This window comes from Psychrosphaera haliotis (assembly GCF_009728465.1).
Classification (GTDB): domain Bacteria; phylum Pseudomonadota; class Gammaproteobacteria; order Enterobacterales; family Alteromonadaceae; genus Psychrosphaera; species Psychrosphaera haliotis.
In genome coordinates, this window is the sequence record NZ_WOCD01000003.1 from 364,024 (window position 1) to 381,620 (window position 17,597).

Genomic DNA, 17,597 nt, shown 5'->3' on the forward strand with positions numbered 1-17,597 from the left:
TAAAATAAAACGAAAGTCGCCGTAATTTGCTAGATAAAATGGATACAAGACGTTAAATGACCTTGAGCAAAGAGAACAATAATAAAATGTATTTGAATTGTGACTTAGGCGAAACCGAGTCAATAACACCTACTAGTGTTGAACACTATGTTATGCCACACATTAACATGGCCAACATAGCCTGTGGCGGTCACGCTGGAAATGAAGAGACGATTGCACAAACCATCCGATTAGCTAAAAGTCATAACGTAATTATTGGCGCGCACCCTAGCTACCCAGATAAAAAGAACTTTGGCCGTTTAAGCCTCAAAATATCAAAGTATGATCTCCTCGATAGTTTAAAAGAACAGTTAACACGTTTTATGCACGTTGCACGAGTTGAACAGTATTTACCTCAATATGTGAAACCACATGGAGCCTTGTACAACGATTTAGTAAAAGATAGTGCGATAGCAGAGACCGTATTTAAAACGGTTGCTGACGCTAACCTTGCCAATCCAGATAGCATTTTAAAACTTATGGTTTTATCTTCTGCGCCAGCCTTTGTTGTTAAACTAGCAGAAAAATACTCTGTAGAATTAATCTTTGAAGCTTTTGCAGATAGGCGATACTTAGCAAATGGTCAACTGACCCCTCGTTTTCTAGACGACGGCTCAAAGAACCCACAAGCGCAGCTGCATTTTTTAGATGCCCTTCAACAAATTCAAATGTTAAAAGCGCATTCAGGTGTCATTGATAATCAAGGTTTACCCGTAAAAGTGTTGGCTACTTCTATTTGTGTACATGGTGATAACCCGCAAGCAGCCAGTGAAATGGAACTGCTAAAACTCAGTTTAAACAGCAAGTTAAATCTTGATATTTTAACCCCTACTTCGTTCATATTTAGGTTAGCTTCTAACAGCAAGTTATCACTAGTTCAGCTTAAAAATGAGCTAGACAATCAGTTTAATGAATTTCTGCATGTTAGTACCGTCTCTTTTGACTCGCTGTTAATTGAATCAAGTTTGGCTCAAGAAGACATCAAAAAGATGTTATATAAAGCATATTGTTTAGCAAAAAATCTGCTGACCGAACACCAAAATCAAAAAGTAAACAATATAAAACTGCCTATTTATTATGGAGATGAAGTATCGTTAGACATGCCTCATATTGTTAAAAGTTCAGGTCTGTCAAAACAACAGGTGATTGATTTACACCTTAGTTCAACTTATGACGTTGGAGCAATTGGGTTTGCTCCTGGTTTTGCTTACTTAAAAGGCCTTCCAAAGCAATTACAATTACCACGACACAAAACCCCACGAACAAATTTACCAGCAGGTTCCGTCGCAATAGCGGAAGATATGACGGCAATATATCCACAATCGTCACCGGGTGGTTGGAATATTATTGGCCAATGTCCGTTGCCACTATTTGATCCTTTAAACGAAAAATGCCCGATTCCTTATAAAACTGGCGACCCAGTTTCATTTTATGAGGTTGATTTAGCTGAATTTAAAAAACTAAAGGCTCAATATTCTGGTTCTGGTTCTGGTTCTGGTTCTGGTTCTGGTTCTGGTTCTGGTTCTGGTTCTGGTTCTGTAAATCATGCAGACATCAATAAGCCTATCAAAACACAAAATAAATCAGTAAATTCGGACGATATTCGAAGCTCTGTTTTAAGCGTTATTAAAAGCGGCGCACTTAGCACAATGCAAGACTCCGGCAGACATCAAGTATCTCAATTTGGCATAGGTACATCAGGAGCAATAGACAAGACTGCTTTTTATTGGGCGAATAAATTGTTAGGCAATAACCACAATGATCCTTGTATCGAAATTACGCTTGGCAATGCTGAATTTAAGTGTCTAACTGACGGGTTTGTTTGCATAACAGGGGCAGAAGCAAAATGCTTTCTCGACGATAAAAGTATACCTCAATGGCAAGTCATTCCTGTATCTGTAGGTCAACACATAAAGCTTGGTTACGCCAAAACAGGGTTACGAGTATATCTAGCAGTTGCAGGTGGCTTTTTAAGTGAATCTGCCTTTGGCAGTGTTTCTACTTGCATAAGAGAACAATTAGGCACAGTACTAAAGAACAAAGATATTTTAGTTACTACTACGCCAACAACAAACTGTGACAACGCTTCGGACGTAGGAATGTACAAAGTAGGCAAAAACATACGTTCGTTATCATTCAAGCACGTGCCACATTATCTACAACAATTGGAGCTGAAGGTTGTAACTAGCAGCCATGCTTTTGAACTGGAAGCCGAAAACAGTAAATTGTTAGCTAACTTTTTTGGAACAACCTTTCAGGTATCAGCCGATTCAGACCGAATGGGTGTGCGTCTGCAGCCAATCGATAGCGATGAGCCAAACAACGATAAATTAAACAACAATGAATTAAAACATACGCTTTCCATTTCACCTGAAGGTATACAACTTGGTGCGATACAAATAACGCCAGGCGGCATGCCAATAATCATGATGGCCGATCGTCAAACGTTAGGTGGTTATCCCAAAATTGGAACATTGAGTCATGAGGGTGTTAATAAGTTAGCGCAAGCTAGGCCTGGGACTCATATTCGCTTTAAAGCAACATCAATCAGCGCACAGTGAATTTTGAATTTTGAATTTTGAATTTTGAATTTTGAATTTTGAATTTTGAATTTTGAATTTTGAATTTTGAATTTTGAATTTTGAATTTTGAATTTTGAATTTTGAAAATCGTAGCTGAAGAAGTTTGTGTTCAAGCTTTTATTTGTTAAGCCTGAACACAAACAATTATTGCTGCCTAAATTTAGATTAAGCTTTAGCGCGTTGCTCTAAAATTTCAACGGCAGGTAACACTTTACCTTCAACAAATTCTAAGAATGCACCGCCACCTGTAGAGATGTATGAGATTTTGTCTGATAAACCATACTTATCAATTGCCGCTAGCGTGTCACCGCCACCAGCAACTGAGAATGCATCACTTTGTGCAATAGCTTGTGCAACTACTTCAGTGCCCTTAGCAAAATTATCAAACTCAAATACACCACAAGGGCCATTCCAAAGAATTGTTTTAGCATTCTTTAATACGTCTGCTAATGCTTGTGCTGATTCTGGACCTAGATCTAAGATTTGCTCATTGTCTTGAACTTCAGACACATCTTTAATGACCGCTTCCGCCGTATCAGAAAACTCAGTAGCGACTCTAACGTCAGTAACATTAGGAATATCAAGTTCAGCCATTAAACGTTTCGCTTCAGGAATTAAGTCCGCCTCGTGCAATGACTTCCCAACATTATAGCCACGAGCGGCAACAAATGTATTTGAAATGCCGCCACCAACAATTAGTTGGTCACAAATTGTAGACAGTGATTGAAGTACCGTTAATTTTGTAGATACTTTTGAACCGCCAACTATCGCCACTAAAGGACGAGCTGGATTATCTAATGCTTTACCTAATGCTTCTAGCTCCGCAGCCAATAAAGGGCCTGCCGCTGCAACAGGCGCATACTTTGCTACACCATGAGTTGACCCTTGAGCGCGGTGAGCGGTACCAAATGCGTCCATTACAAACACATCACACAATGCTGCATACTGCTTAGCTAGCTCATCAGTGTTTTTCTTTTCGCCAATGTTAAAACGCACGTTTTCTAAAACAACAACTTCACCTTCTTTAGCAACAACGCCATTTAGGTAATCTTTAGCTAACGATACTGGTGCGCTTAACTTTTCGTTTAAATTATCAACAACAGGCTGTAATGAGAATTCTTCATTGTATTCACCTTCCGTTGGACGTCCCAAATGAGACATTACTAATACTTTAGCGCCTTTATCTAATGCCGCTTGAACAGTTGGTATAGAAGCGTCAATGCGAACAGCAGAGGTCACTTTACCATTTTGAACTGGTACGTTTAGGTCTTGACGGATAAGAACGGTTTTACCGGCTAAATCTAAATCCATCATCTTGATTACTGTCATTACAAATCCTTCAACTCTGTTTATATCGATATATTTTATTATTTAAATTGGGTTCTAATTATTTATATCAAGCAAGCACATTATTTAATATGGTCACTAAAATTTAAGCTCTATTTTTAACGCTTCAAAAATGGCTGTAAAGAGGCGGTTGTATCCAACATACGATTCGCAAAGCCCCATTCATTGTCACACCATACAAGAAGCTTGATTAGCCTTTTGTGGCTAACGCGTGTCTGATTACCATCTACAATTGCTGAGTGAGGGTCATGATTAAAATCAACAGAGACCAAAGGCTCTTCTGTGTACCCTAATATTCCCGAAAGACCATTGTTACAAGAAGCGACAATCGCTTGGTTCACATCATTAATCGTGACGTCGGCATTAACGGTTAAACTCAAATCCATGGCCGTCACATTGATTGTAGGAACACGAACCGCAATGGCTTCAAAACGACCAGCAAACTTAGGTAAAATTCGTTCAATGCCCGCAGCTAATTTAGTGTCGACCGGAATAATACTCTGGCTTGCCGCTCGAGTTCTTCGCAAGTCGGGATGGTACGCATCAATAACTTGTTGATCATGCATAGAAGAGTGAATAGTGGTTATAGTGCCACTGTCTACACCAAAAGCATCATCAATAGCTTGAATCACAGGCACGACACAGTTTGTTGTGCATGATCCATTTGAAATCACATCTTGTTCATTTGTTAATGAGTCTTGATTGATGCCAAAAATGATTGTGTTATCTACATCAGGGTCGGCTGGATGAGAAAATATAACTTTTTGTGCACCGGATGTAATATGCGATGCACCCTCTTCTCTTGACTTAAAAACGCCAGTACATTCTAAAACTACGTCTACCTTCAAAAGCTTCCAGGGTAACGAATTTAAATCTTCAATATGTAAAAGCTCAATATGATCACCATCAACCACTAAATTTTGTTGTTCATTTAAATGAACGTCAAACCCAAAGCGACCATGCGATGTATCATATTTTAATAGGTGAGCGATGCCTTCAGGATCAGCGATTTCGTTTATCGCAACGACGTTAAACTCGGCGCTACGATTTGTTTCATAAATGGCGCGCAAGACATTACGACCAATGCGGCCAAAACCATTAATTGCAATATTAATAGGACGAGGATTGTCAGACATTAAAAAATTCCAAATACTTTAGTCATAAACTAAAGTTCATTACCCTGAAAACAAAAAAAGCGAGCACATATAATACTCGCTTTTTTAACAATATTAAATTGTAGAACGAGACTCGGTAAAAAGCCTCGAATTAAAATTTACAGTGACTGTACAGTTTTAATCACGTTTTCTACGGTGAAACCAAAGTGTTTCATTAGTTCGCCACCTGGCGCAGACTCACCAAACGTTGACATACCAACAACTTTGCCACCAAAACCAACATATTTGTGCCAGTAATCAACGTGTGCTGCTTCAATTGCAACTCGTTTTGTTACTGAGTTTGGCAGAACAAGCTGCTTGTAGTCTTCATCTTGCTCGTCAAACAAATTAGTACAAGGCATAGAAACAACGCGCGTTGCTGTACCACTTGCATTAAGCTCAGCCGCTGCTTTAACGGCTAATTCAACTTCAGAACCCGTCGCAATTAAAATAACTTCAGGAGCGCTGTCTGAATCAACTAAGATGTAACCACCTTTTTCAATCATTTCTACTTGCTGCTCTGTACGAGCCTGCGAAGGAAGACCTTGGCGAGAGAAAATTAGAGAGCTAGGCCCTTCGTTATACTCAAGTGCTGATTTCCATGCAATAACAGACTCAACACCGTCGGCTGGACGCCACGTATGCATATTTGGCGTCATACGTAAGTTAGCAATTTGCTCAATTGGTTGGTGCGTTGGACCATCTTCACCTTGACCAATTGAATCGTGCGTATACACAAAAATGTTTTGAATACCCATTAGCGCAGACATACGAACGGCGTTACGAGCATATTCCATAAACATTAGGAATGTTGCACCGTAATTGATAAAACCGCCGTGAAGCGAAATACCATTCATGATGCCACTCATACCAAACTCACGTACACCGTAAAAAATGTAGTTGCCGGCAGCATCGTCTTGAATACCTTTTGAACCAGACCAAAGCGTTAAGTTAGAACCGGCTAAGTCAGCTGAGCCGCCTAGTAACTCAGGTAATAATGGAGCAAACGCTTCAATCGTATTTTGAGAAGCTTTACGTGTTGCTAAGCTTTCTGCTTTTTGTTGAGTTGTTAATGCTAGTTGGAATGCTTTTTCTGAAAAGTCTTCAGGTAATTCGCCAAGAATAACTCGACGCTCAAACTCTGCCGCTAGTTCAGGATATGCATTTTTATAAGCAACAAACTGTTCGTTCCATGCATTTTCGTCTTCTTGACCCGCATCTTTGGCATCCCATAACTCATAAACATCTGCTGGGATTTCAAACGGCGCATGTGGCCAATTTAAAAATTCACGAGTTGCAGCTATTTCATCATCACCAAGAGGTGCGCCATGGCAATCATGAGTACCTTGTTTATTTGGTGATCCAAAACCAATGGTCGTTTTGCAAATGATAATAGACGGCTTATCAATAATTGATTGCGCCTCAGTCACTGCATTTGCTATCGCGTCAGGATTATGACCATCTACGTTTTCAACAACATGCCAGCCATATGCTTTAAATCGAGCAGCGGTATCATCGGTAAACCAGCCTTCAACTTCGCCGTCAATACTAATGCCGTTGTCGTCATAAAATGCAACTAACTTGCCTAACTTCAACGTACCCGCTAATGAACATGCTTCATGAGAGATGCCTTCCATTAAACAGCCGTCACCTAGGAAACAGTAAGTAAAGTGATCAACAATATTGTGCTCGTCGCGGTTAAACTGTGCTGCTAGTGTTTTTTCTGCGATAGCCATACCAACGGCATTTGAAACACCAGCGCCCAAAGGACCTGTCGTTGTTTCAACACCTGGCGTATAACCATACTCTGGATGGCCTGGTGTTTTTGAATGCAATTGACGGAAGCTCTTAACGTCTTCAATCGAAACGTCATAACCTGATAAATGCAGTAATGAATAAATTAGCATTGAGCCGTGGCCATTTGATAAAACAAAACGGTCTCTGTCGGCCCAGTTAGGGTTAGTTGGATTGTGCTTTAAAAAACCACGCCATAGAACTTCGGCGATATCGGCCATGCCCATTGGGGCACCAGGGTGTCCTGATTTTGCTTTCTGAACTGCATCCATGCTTAAAGCACGAATGGCATTTGCTAGGTCTGTTCTCGACGCCATGCTAATTCCTATATTTATATTGGTTTTGTGCAAGCCGCTATTTGACCTAAATTTGCCTCGTAAAGCAACGCCAATCGTGCATTTATTATAGCTATTGCGTCAATTTTATTAATTACAAATAATTCTATTGCGGTATAATGCGACAATTAGTTAACACTCATTTATGGATAATCATGATCAACACTCAACTTCCTTTGGTTGACCTGCACCGTCATTTAGACGGCAACATTGCACCTAAAACAGTTTGGGAACTTGCCCAACAACACAATATCGACTTGCCAGGTAATAGCTTAGAAGAGTTTACGCCGCATGCCCAAATTCAAGGCCAGTCTTCAGATTTGTTAGGTTTTTTGCAAAAGTTGGATTATGGCGTATCTGTACTTGCTGATTATGACGCTATCTACCGTGTTGCTTATGAAAATATGGCCGACGCTAAAGCTCAACAAATAGATTATACCGAACTGCGTTTTTCTCCTCACTACATGGCAATGGCCTATAACTTAGACATGGCTGAGGTGGTAAACGTTGTGGCTGATGCTGTTGCCGCAGGTAGCAGAGATTTTGGCGTAAAAGCGAACCTAATTGGTATTCTTAGTCGCACCTTTGGCGTTGAAACTTGTATGAAAGAGTTAAAAGCTATCCTAGCGCATAAAGATAAAGTTATTGCGTTAGACTTAGCAGGCGATGAATTTAATTTCCCTGCAACGATGTTTGTTGACCACTTCAAATTGGCGCGTGACGCTGGTTTAAATATTACAGTGCACGCTGGTGAAGCTCGTGGTCCTGAAAGTATTTGGGACGCGATTAACTTATTAGGTGCTACACGAATTGGTCATGGTGTTGCAGCTATAAAAGATTTGAAACTAATGGATTACTTAGTAGAAAATAACATCTCTATTGAGTCTTGCCCTACTTCAAATTATCAAACAGCCACAATAGACGATATTAAAAAGCACCCTCTGCGTACTTTTTATAATCATGGCGTTAACGTGTTCTTAAACACGGATGATCCTGCAGTATCAAATATTGATATTTTAAACGAATATAAAGTAGCGCAAGAAATATTAGGCTTCAACAATGATGAGCTTAGCCAAATTCAAAAGAATGGCGTAAAAGCTGCGTTTTTGACTGAAATTGAACGCGAAGCTTTATTCGCATCGAAAACTTAAACTTAGGTTTAGGTTTAGGTTTAGGTTTAGGTTTAGGTTTAGGTTTAGGTTTAGAACAACCTCAAACTTATGTGCGGTACTAACGATATAAATTTCGTTAAAAATTTTGGTCTTAAATAGGCGCTAATATTAGCGCCTTTTTGTTGTCTGACACTAATAACTGAGCCCGGTCATTCTTAACCTAGATTACCAGCTACATGAAAATGAGTTACATCGTCCTCAGGCGATAGTCCTCAGGCGATAGTCCTCAGGCGAGCTAATGTTTGCCCACACTCTACCTAATTCAAATAAATTTTCTAATCAAGCAGTGTCTTTACAATAACCTCTTCTGTAAAAGCTACCCTTTTGGGCTTAACAGCATCACAGTGACTAACGATATAAATGCTCTCAAAAACTGTGTTCTTTAGTTTGTTTACATGCAAATCGCTATTATTTCTAAAAGCCTGAACAGCAAAACTTGGTAAAACCGTAAAGCCAATACCCAGTGCAACAGGCTCCAATATTAAGCCAATTTGATTCGAGAAACCACCCGATTGAAATTGCTCCACTGAGGTAAACTCGTCAAAGTTCTCACTTAGCAATAGGTTTGCATGATGGGCCGCATCTGGATGACTAATAAACTTCAATTTTTTCAAATCATTCCAGTGTTTAATCTTCACAAATTTTGGAACCACAAGTACAAGCTCTTCTTGCGCAATTGATCTATAACTCAGTTTGGGATCTAAGTTTTTATGAGTAACTAAACCTACATCTATCTTTTGAGCTTTAACTAATTCTTGAATATTATCGTTAGGTGCAAACTGGTAATCAATAGTCAGATCTGGATAATCACATTGTAGCTTTAGCAGCTCAGGGTAGAGTTTTAATCCAATACTACCTGGCGAGCTTATTCGTAATTTACCGCTAGTTTCGCTGTCATCTTTAACTCTTGCTTCTAGCTCTTTCATTGATTTTAATAACACTTTGCCCGACTCGTACAAGTCCCTTCCCGCACTTGTTAGTGTAAAAGACTTACCGCTTCTAATAAGCAATTGCACTTCTAACTCAGACTCTAACTTTCGAATATGCTGACTAACACCAGACTGGGTCATATAAAGTTTATCTGCTGTTTTTGTAAAGTGCCCTACGTCAATTAAATTACAAAACGTTGTTAACCACGTCTGATTGATCATACTTGTTCCCGTGTTTAGGCTCGCTAGACTAGCCCTTACTGTTTTCTTAATCTTATAGCATGCCAAATCCTATTATTACAAAAAATACTTATATTTATAACTAATGATAATTTTTCATTCTCATAAAACGCACTAAACTAAACGCTGTTATATCGAATTTAGTAGCTCTGTTTAGCAAAACAAAAATACCTTTGAGCTACTACAAACACGTTGATTTAGGAGAATATTATGTCATCAGCATACCCAAGAACATTTTCGCATATTGGTATCTCAGTACCCGATGTTGAAAAGGCTGTTAAGTTTTATACTGAAGTATTAGGTTGGTATTTAATTATGGAACCAACAGAAATTCTGGAAGACAACTCAGCCATTGGTGAAATGTGTACGGATGTGTTTGGTCCAAAGTGGGAAAAGTTTAAAATAGCCCACTTATCAACAGGCGACAGAGTTGGTGTAGAAATTTTTGAATTTAAGGATCAGCAACAACCAGCGGATAATTTTGAATATTGGAAAACCGGAATTTTCCATTTTTGTGTGCAAGATCCAAACTTAGAAGAGCTAGCGGAAAAGATTGTCGCTGCGGGTGGCAAAAAGCGAATGGAAAAACCAAGGTATTACTACCCGGGTGAAAAACCATACCGTATGATTTATATGGAAGACCCGTTTGGAAATATTCTAGAAATATACAGCCACAGCTATGAACTTACCTACGCTGCGGGTGCTTACTAGATATTTAAACGCATACTAGTTTGATTAAAAAGGCCGTACCTTTTTTGTATGTTGCGGCCTTTATTAACGCCTTATTGCCGTGGGTTATGCTTTTTTTCGACTTGGAAATACAAAAAACAGATACAGCAAAGTTAACGAAACTATGTAAAACATTGACGATAAAAACAATGGCCAATGAGAGCTTAATTGAAGCAGTAAACCGCCAAATATGGCTGCAAATACATTTGCGATGCAAAACGTTGTTGTTAATAAGCCCATTGCCGCACCGTTCTTTTTACCAGATTGGTTTTCACTTATATAAACCGGCAAAAGCCCATTAAACGTCGCCACTAAAATACCCGTTAACGAAAAAATAACCAATGTACTCACACCCGATGTAAACGGTACTAAAAACAGCATTAGCGATAATCCCAAAATAGCTCGGGTCATCGGTCTGAGAAGACCAAACTTAAGCTGAACAATAGTTACCAAAAATATTGAGGTCAGGGTCATAAAAATGGTCATATTAGTTGTCGCTAAGCCAATGCCTAAAGCGTCGTAACTTTGTGTATCAACAAGCCATACTGGATAAAATTCGTAAAATAGATTCATTGCTAACGCATAAAAGAAGTAGATGAAAAACAACTTTCTCATCCAAGGTTGTGCCACCAGCCTTAGTGAATTTTCCTTGTAAGCGGACTCCCAAATACTCATTTTAAATTCGGGCATTTCTCTATTCGTTTCTATTAATACCGCTTTCACCAACACAACACAAAGTATTGAAGCCACTGCTGCTGCAAACATAGCGGAATGCGCGCCATACTGCGCAAGCGCACCACCTATTAGCGGACCTAACAGCCAGCCCACAAACACCGCACTATTAATGAGCGATACGGCTCTTGTTTTCTCTTCTGACAACTTGGCTAATTGTTTGGCGGAGTCTTCACTCGCAACCTGTGGTTTATGCTGACTTTTATTTTCTGTACTGTTGCTTTCTACCCCATTGTTTTCTTTGCTTTTGTTTTTTATGTTGTTGCTTGCGAGACTGAGTTCCAGTTCTGTTGCTTTTTTTGCGGATTCCTCACCTATATCCAAGGCAATTGCCCTAGCTATTGCAACATTACCCTCAGTAATTCCAGTTAAAAAACGGCTTGTTACCAATAAGAAATAATCTTCAATATACAGCGCATAGGCTGAAACCAAATAACCAAAAAGCAGATCATTAGGGTTTGACTTAATACCCTCCGGCGACCGAAACCGGTCTGATAATGCACCTATAAAACTACTACCAATAAAAATACCAAGTGGGTAAATAGCAAATAAAACGGTTAACAGTGTTTCGCCACTGTAACCGCCATAAGAATTAAGGGCTGTTGCTGGTGCGTCAATAAAAAGAGGCGTTAAAACGGGATAAGGTAACGACAGTCCCATGCATGCCAGCAAAGTGACGCACAATGCCACCCACAACTTAGCTGAAATACCTAAAAACATACGCACCCTTATGCTTATTTAATGAACCAAGATTATGCGCTTAGTCCCTGAGTTATACCAACAAATAAAACTAATCGAAGTAATTAATAAGCTTTGTTGATCTTTTTTGTAAGAATAGAGCTAACCTTCTTTTCATTCAGCCAAAAACTTCCTACTATGAATATAGGTCAAATAGTATGCAAACTTTAGGGATGGATGAACTGAATAGCCCCAATTTATCGGCATTGGTTGTAGAGCAACAATCTCTGGCACAAAGTCATATTAAATATTCCTTACAGCACTTAGGCTTAGAAAGAATAGACTTTGTTGATCGCGCTCACCTTGCCATTGAAGCACTGCAAAAACGGCAATATCAAATTATTTTATGCGCCTATCAACTAAATAAAGGCAGCGACGGCTTTCAATTATTTGAAAAAATGTCAAAACAAGGTTTAATTCCCGCCAGCACCACTTTCATTTTTATGAGTTCTGAAAATGATATATCCCTTAGCCAAAGCGTTATTGAGTTAGAGCCCGATGACTTTCTCTTAAAACCTTTCACTTCAAAGGAACTAGAAGTAAGAATAAACAGAGTGTTGTCAAAAAAAATAGCACTTCAACCTATTTTCAACTGTATTGAAATGGGCGATGTTACCGGTGCAATTGACTTAGTTGACAAGCAAATTAGCGACAATGAGCACCCAAACTGGCTTTCCTATTTGGTAAAATTAAAAGGTAATATTCTCAAAAAAACCAAAGATTGGAGCCGTATTGAAGCCTTTTATTTGTCCGTTCTTAAGATAAAATATTTCTCTTGGGCGCAGCTAGGTTTAGTAGAAAGTTATATTCACCTTGGTAAATATGCCGAAGCAAAACGTATTTTAGAAGACTTACTCGAAAACCCAGCCACTAAATTACAGGCTCTTGATTTACTATCAAGCATTCATGAACAAAACAAAGAGTTTGAACAGGCATTATCTCATCTAAAAACCGCTTGTATTTTATCGCCACGAAACATTGAACGACAACAGCACCTTGTTGATATTGCTAGGATCACACAAGATTTTGAATCGCAATACACGGCAAGCGGTAGCATAGTAAAACATTTACGACACTCAATGTATGAAGTTCCGAGCCTTTACCTAAACGCAATCCGTGCAAATATTGATTATGGTTTAACCACGTTTAACGATACAGAAATGCAACGCTTAGCCCAACAGAGCCAGCATATTTTGGATAATTTAAAACGAAAATTTCCCAAAGTGCCACTGGATGAACAAATTGATGTGGCAACTGCTCGGATCCATTATTTAAAAAACGAATCTGACAAAGCTAAACACTTGTTAAAATTGAAAACAGATAAATCAAAGGACTACATTGTAGAAGACTTAGAAGATGCTCTTGATTATGCAAAAGCGTTACACGAAGTAGGCTTTCACAATGATTCAATAAATGTGTTTGAAGAAATAGCAAAACAAGCGGAGCGGTCCACAAACCATTTGTTTTCTCTGTATATTTCAGCCGAAAAGCAACTCAGAAAAGAAGTTAGAGACTCACCTAAAGTAATAAACAACAATGCTGTCTCTTTTTACACTCGTGGGAAACTAAACGAAGCATTAAACGCATTTAAAACAGCGTTCAGAATAATGCCAAAAAGTCCTGCAATTGCTTTAAACCTATTACAAACCGTTGCTGAAAGCCAATTTTTAGATTTTACATCAAAAGAAGTTCAATCATTAGTTGAGCAGTGTAAGTCGACAATAAACGCATCCACGTTAAGCGATGAGCAATCTGTACGTTTTGCAAAAATCCAATCATCACTGTTAGAGGAAAGGGTATAAATAAAACGTTTGATGCTTATTCAAAAATTTGACTTCTACTTCTGTTTTTTCTGACTTCCAGTCACATCAGTTTCACTTGCCAGCCAATGATTAAAAAATCGCTTAATTTTCTTAGATGAAACCCAGTACCAGCTTAAGTAAATACCGGTTAGCAAAATTACTGGTGCTGACCAATGTACTACAAATTTATTAACAACAAGGCTATGAATTTGCACAGTTAAATCAGCTAGCAAGCCTGTTAGCAGCAACAAAAAACTAGCTTTCCACAACATTCGTTCGGCTCGGTCCCATATGCGGGCTTTGCTCAAAAATAAAACATAAACCAACAAACCCGACACGCCAATAAATAATGCCGAAATAAACGTGCGACTGTCTGAGTATATAAGTGAAAGAATTAGGGATGGATCTTTACGATGGGTTAGCGACATTAACCAAATAAAATAGCCGCGCATTAAATACAAAGTAACTAAGTAATACCCTAATGGGACCTTTACTCGGCCTTCTAAATCAAAATCCGAAAACAAAACGGACGCTACCTAATCAAATTAACTATTGATCAGATTGTGCCATAGAAATGACCTCAACTAAATGTTCAATTGGCTGTATTCCACAAAGTCCAATTTCTTCATTTACAATAATCATCGGCGCTTCGCTAATGCCAAGTTCCTCAGTGAGAAGAAAGTCATCTTTGACGAGCTCCAGTACAGACTCCGAAATAATGGTCTCTTCAGTGAAAAACGCATTTACGGTGGATTCTGTTAATTCTTTATTTTTTTGCCAAAACTCGAGCATAAGGAATTCCAAAAATTCACTTGCCTTGCCTAAAGTCTCCGCCAATTTAAGATACTGACTGTATTGAAGAGCATGCGGAAGCGCGATCTTTTCTAAATCAATGGAATAGTCACTTCCCAACAGTTGACGATTAAAGTCTTCAAATAACAAGCTAACCCAAACATCTGACTGGTCAAATGATGTAGCGTAATAATTTTGTATAGACCAAGTACTGTCACCTTCAGAATTAAAAGACTGTTCGATTGGATCGGTAAACCATTTCCACTCAACTTCGATTGTTGATAGTTCTAAGTGCGCTAACGCTTTATCTAAATTGCTCTTAGCAATTAAAGAATACGGGTTAAAAGGGTTTATCCAACACTCAATTTTTGTCATTTTTATCTACCATTTACAGAATCTAATTACTTAATAAAATTCATCACGACTCACGTAATGACTACAAAGCAATTTACATTCCCAATCGCATGATAGTTATATTATTTTTTAAAACTTTATCTTCTTTTCAGATAATAAATGAATTCATATTACGAAACTAATACATAGCTAACAGCTTGCTATTAGCCTAATTGTAATAACCATTGTTGTAATAAGCATAGTTGTATTAACTCTAGCTGCATTAACCTAAAAGCGCCGTAGCAACACTCTGGTTTGCATTTGCCTGTCCTGCTATAGCAGTTCCAATATTATTAAGTATATTTTGTTGAACTAGATTTGCAGACTCCTGTGCAAAGTCAGCATCTTCAATTCTGCTTCGAGCAGACTCAGTTTGCTCATAAACATTACTCAAATTGCTTATTGTTGAGGACAAACGGTTTTGGAACGCTCCTATTTGACTGCGGCTAGCTGTAATAGACTCGCTCACTTGCTGGCTAGAGGTAATTGCTAACTGCGCGCCAGCCTGCGTAGTGACATCGATTTGGTTTAGTTGTTCAATTTGGCTACTCAAATCAGAAGTACTCAAGCCTAACTGCTCTCCTGCATTCGCGCCAACCTGGAAGTTTCGGTTTTGTGAAGCAGAAAAAATAGTTTGCCCGCCAAAAGTAGTGTTTTGCTGTACATCAGACACTTGCTGCTGCACTTGGCTAATTTCATACTGAATTGCCTCTCTGTCTGCGGCAGAAAGACTGCCGTTTGCCGCTTGTAAAGATAACTCATTTACTCGCTGTGTCGCACTATTGACACTGTCTAATGCAGTCTCCGCCACCGAGGAAAAGCTATAGGCATCATTTGCATTACGTATGGCTACCTGTAAACCCGATGCCTGAGAAAATAATCGCTGAGCAATCTGAAAACCGGCTACATCATCTGATGCTGAGTTTATTTTAAGTCCTGTAGCTAAACGCTCTAACGACTTTTCTTGCTGTTCTTTTACCGAGTTTAAGTTTGAATTAGCAATATTTGAAAAATTCGAATTGATTTTCATGACGAGCTCCAACTAAAGAGGATTAACCAAAGTATAGTTAGGAGTATTTAATTAAACAAGAGATGAAATATGACGTATTAACCCAATAGACTTAGGGCTAATGTTCCAGACTGATTTGCTTGAGTTAATAGCGACGCTGAAGCCTGCTGAATAATCTGAAGTCTTGAAAGATCGGCCGTTGCCTGCGCGTAATCAGTGTCTCTAATTCTTGAGAATGACGCTGACAAATTTTCTTTTTGGTTGTTAAGGTTATTTACCGTGCTTTCCATTCGATTCATGGCGGCACCAAAACTTGAACGCTCAAAGTCAATTAAAGCTAACGCTTTATCTACTTCGGTTATCGCTCTTTGAGAATTAGCAAAAGACGTAACGTCCAGATCTTTAATGCCTAGTGATGTGGTACTAAATGAATTTGTTCTAACTGCCAGCGTTTCATTCGCATTGGCACCAATTTGAAATTTAAATACCGTAGAGCCAGAGCCTGGACGAAGGTTTGGTTTCTGCAAGATCTTCGATAAAACTACTATACTCTCGACTTGATATCGCATTTGCTAAAATATCTTCTGAATTAAGTACTGAGCCTTGGTCAGCATCTTTGCCGCCAATTGCACCCGTATCATCATTAGCTAAATTTATATCTGTGTCCCAGAATGTCGATTTATTTGCATCAAAATCAGCGATAAAGGCTGCTTCATTGGCCCAAGTTCCCTCTTCAGCAAAAGCTTCGTCCAATGTCATTGGGTTACCACCGTTACCAGTAGCTAAATATTGCATTATTTCTTTAATGCCTTCGCCACCATTGCCTTTGATACCTTCATGCATATAACGTGTCGCTAAAAAGCCTGCGCTATATTCCGCAGAAGACCCGCCCCAAGCACCAGCTAAGTTGACTCCTGTTACTGCGGCTTTACCGTCTGCGGCAAGTCTTTCATCAGCACCATGTATTAACTCTGCTGAACCTTCGACAAACCAAGTAGAGACTGCACCAGGCGTGCCCAAGTTCCAATTTGCAAACTGTACTGCATGAACCATTTCGTGGGCTATAATTCTATCCGCATAAACGCCACCGCCGGCGTCATTACCGCTAGGACCATTATTTGGGTTGAAGCTTATATCAGCCAAAGAAATGTCTAAAGTCATGGCTGTTGCGCGTCCAAATGCATCAAATGTACCTGATGAAACTGTTGCTAACGCTCCGCTTGCTATATCTGGTGTAAAAGTGACCGCCATTGGTAACGCTTTAGGATCAATACCAAAATACTCACTAATTCTGGCTTCTGGTTCAGCTAGCCACGTTTGTAAGTAGGCTAGACGATCGTCGTATTCTCCTGGCACCCTTGAGTTCGGAGCCTCTTCAAATAAACGTTGTCCGCCGAAGGTAGTGGTTTCGTTAATACGATTAAGCTCTTGTTTTAATGCTACTACTTCTTCGTTGAGCGACTTTCTATCAACAACAGTGTTGGTAGCATTTGAGGATTGAACGGCAATATCTCGAATACGTTGGAGGATATTAGTGGACTCTTGCAATGCACCTTCTGCTGTTTGCAACATTGAAATGCCGTCGTTGGCGTTGCGAATGGCAACGGAATATCCTCTGATTTGGGCATTTAGTCGGTTAGAGATCTGCATACCTGCTGCATCATCACCTGAAGAATTTACACGAGATCCAGAAGCTAACTTTTCATACGTGCTCGTCAAAGCATCAGTATTCCTGCGGAATACGGACGCTATTTGCAACGCATTTGTGTTAGTTTGGATTTGCATTCAAAACCACCGAATAAAAGTTATC

General features: G+C 39.2%; 14 protein-coding genes. 4 read left to right on the forward strand and 10 right to left on the reverse strand.

Annotated elements, in window-relative coordinates; genetic code table 11:
- The first annotated feature begins 56 nt into the window (after positions 1 to 56).
- Positions 57 to 2,600 carry a 5-oxoprolinase subunit PxpA gene (gene pxpA / locus GNP35_RS06520; RefSeq protein WP_155695360.1) on the forward strand — a complete coding sequence of 848 codons (2,544 nt, stop codon included), beginning with the start codon at positions 57 to 59 and terminating at the stop codon, positions 2,598 to 2,600.
- Positions 2,601 to 2,786: 186 nt separating this feature from the next.
- Here the strand turns inward: pxpA and GNP35_RS06525 are convergent, their stop codons facing one another.
- From GNP35_RS06525 to tkt, 3 genes are all read right to left on the reverse strand, one after another.
- On the reverse strand, positions 2,787 to 3,950 hold the full coding sequence (locus tag GNP35_RS06525; protein WP_155695361.1) for a phosphoglycerate kinase: 1,164 nt from the start codon (positions 3,948 to 3,950) through the stop codon (positions 2,787 to 2,789).
- 116 nt (positions 3,951 to 4,066) lie between these two features.
- The gene (epd, locus tag GNP35_RS06530; protein ID WP_155695362.1) at positions 4,067 to 5,104 is read right to left on the reverse strand and encodes an erythrose-4-phosphate dehydrogenase; all 1,038 of its coding nucleotides are present in this window, start codon (positions 5,102 to 5,104) and stop codon (positions 4,067 to 4,069) included.
- Between the two features lie 137 nt (positions 5,105 to 5,241).
- A complete protein-coding gene (tkt, locus tag GNP35_RS06535) occupies positions 5,242 to 7,233 on the reverse strand; it encodes a transketolase (RefSeq protein ID WP_155695363.1) in 1,992 nt (663 codons plus the stop codon).
- 173 nt (positions 7,234 to 7,406) lie between these two features.
- Here tkt and add point away from each other — a divergent pair, with 173 nt between their 5' ends.
- Positions 7,407 to 8,402 carry an adenosine deaminase gene (gene add / locus GNP35_RS06540; protein WP_155695364.1) on the forward strand — a complete coding sequence of 332 codons (996 nt, stop codon included), beginning with the start codon at positions 7,407 to 7,409 and terminating at the stop codon, positions 8,400 to 8,402.
- 296 nt (positions 8,403 to 8,698) lie between these two features.
- On the opposite strand, the gene GNP35_RS06545 is transcribed toward add, so the two are convergent.
- Positions 8,699 to 9,574 (reverse strand): LysR family transcriptional regulator, encoded by an 876-nt coding sequence (locus tag GNP35_RS06545; RefSeq protein WP_155695365.1) that lies wholly within the window; start codon positions 9,572 to 9,574, stop codon positions 8,699 to 8,701.
- A gap of 228 nt (positions 9,575 to 9,802) precedes the next feature.
- Here GNP35_RS06545 and GNP35_RS06550 point away from each other — a divergent pair, with 228 nt between their 5' ends.
- Positions 9,803 to 10,303, forward strand: coding sequence for a lactoylglutathione lyase family protein (locus GNP35_RS06550; RefSeq protein WP_155695366.1), 501 nt, complete (start codon positions 9,803 to 9,805; stop codon positions 10,301 to 10,303).
- 84 nt (positions 10,304 to 10,387) lie between these two features.
- Here the strand turns inward: GNP35_RS06550 and GNP35_RS06555 are convergent, their stop codons facing one another.
- On the reverse strand, positions 10,388 to 11,773 hold the full coding sequence (locus GNP35_RS06555) for an MFS transporter (protein ID WP_155695367.1): 1,386 nt from the start codon (positions 11,771 to 11,773) through the stop codon (positions 10,388 to 10,390).
- A gap of 176 nt (positions 11,774 to 11,949) precedes the next feature.
- Here GNP35_RS06555 and GNP35_RS06560 point away from each other — a divergent pair, with 176 nt between their 5' ends.
- Entirely contained in the window at positions 11,950 to 13,593 is a 1,644-nt protein-coding gene (locus GNP35_RS06560) for a response regulator (RefSeq protein ID WP_155695368.1), read from the forward strand.
- 35 nt (positions 13,594 to 13,628) lie between these two features.
- On the opposite strand, the gene GNP35_RS06565 is transcribed toward GNP35_RS06560, so the two are convergent.
- From GNP35_RS06565 to GNP35_RS06585, 5 genes are all read right to left on the reverse strand, one after another.
- Complete coding sequence (locus tag GNP35_RS06565; protein WP_155695369.1) at positions 13,629 to 14,117, reverse strand: DUF2919 family protein; 489 nt, start codon at positions 14,115 to 14,117, stop codon at positions 13,629 to 13,631.
- A gap of 25 nt (positions 14,118 to 14,142) precedes the next feature.
- The gene (locus GNP35_RS06570; protein WP_155695370.1) at positions 14,143 to 14,760 is read right to left on the reverse strand and encodes a DsbA family oxidoreductase; all 618 of its coding nucleotides are present in this window, start codon (positions 14,758 to 14,760) and stop codon (positions 14,143 to 14,145) included.
- 241 nt (positions 14,761 to 15,001) lie between these two features.
- The gene (locus tag GNP35_RS06575) at positions 15,002 to 15,808 is read right to left on the reverse strand and encodes a flagellin N-terminal helical domain-containing protein (RefSeq protein WP_155695371.1); all 807 of its coding nucleotides are present in this window, start codon (positions 15,806 to 15,808) and stop codon (positions 15,002 to 15,004) included.
- Between the two features lie 77 nt (positions 15,809 to 15,885).
- On the reverse strand, positions 15,886 to 16,314 hold the full coding sequence (locus tag GNP35_RS06580) for a flagellin (RefSeq protein WP_196492447.1): 429 nt from the start codon (positions 16,312 to 16,314) through the stop codon (positions 15,886 to 15,888).
- Entirely contained in the window at positions 16,268 to 17,572 is a 1,305-nt protein-coding gene (locus tag GNP35_RS06585; RefSeq protein ID WP_155695373.1) for a flagellinolysin, read from the reverse strand. The genes GNP35_RS06580 and GNP35_RS06585 overlap by 47 nt, the downstream gene beginning before the upstream one ends.
- Positions 17,573 to 17,597: the final 25 nt, after the last annotated feature.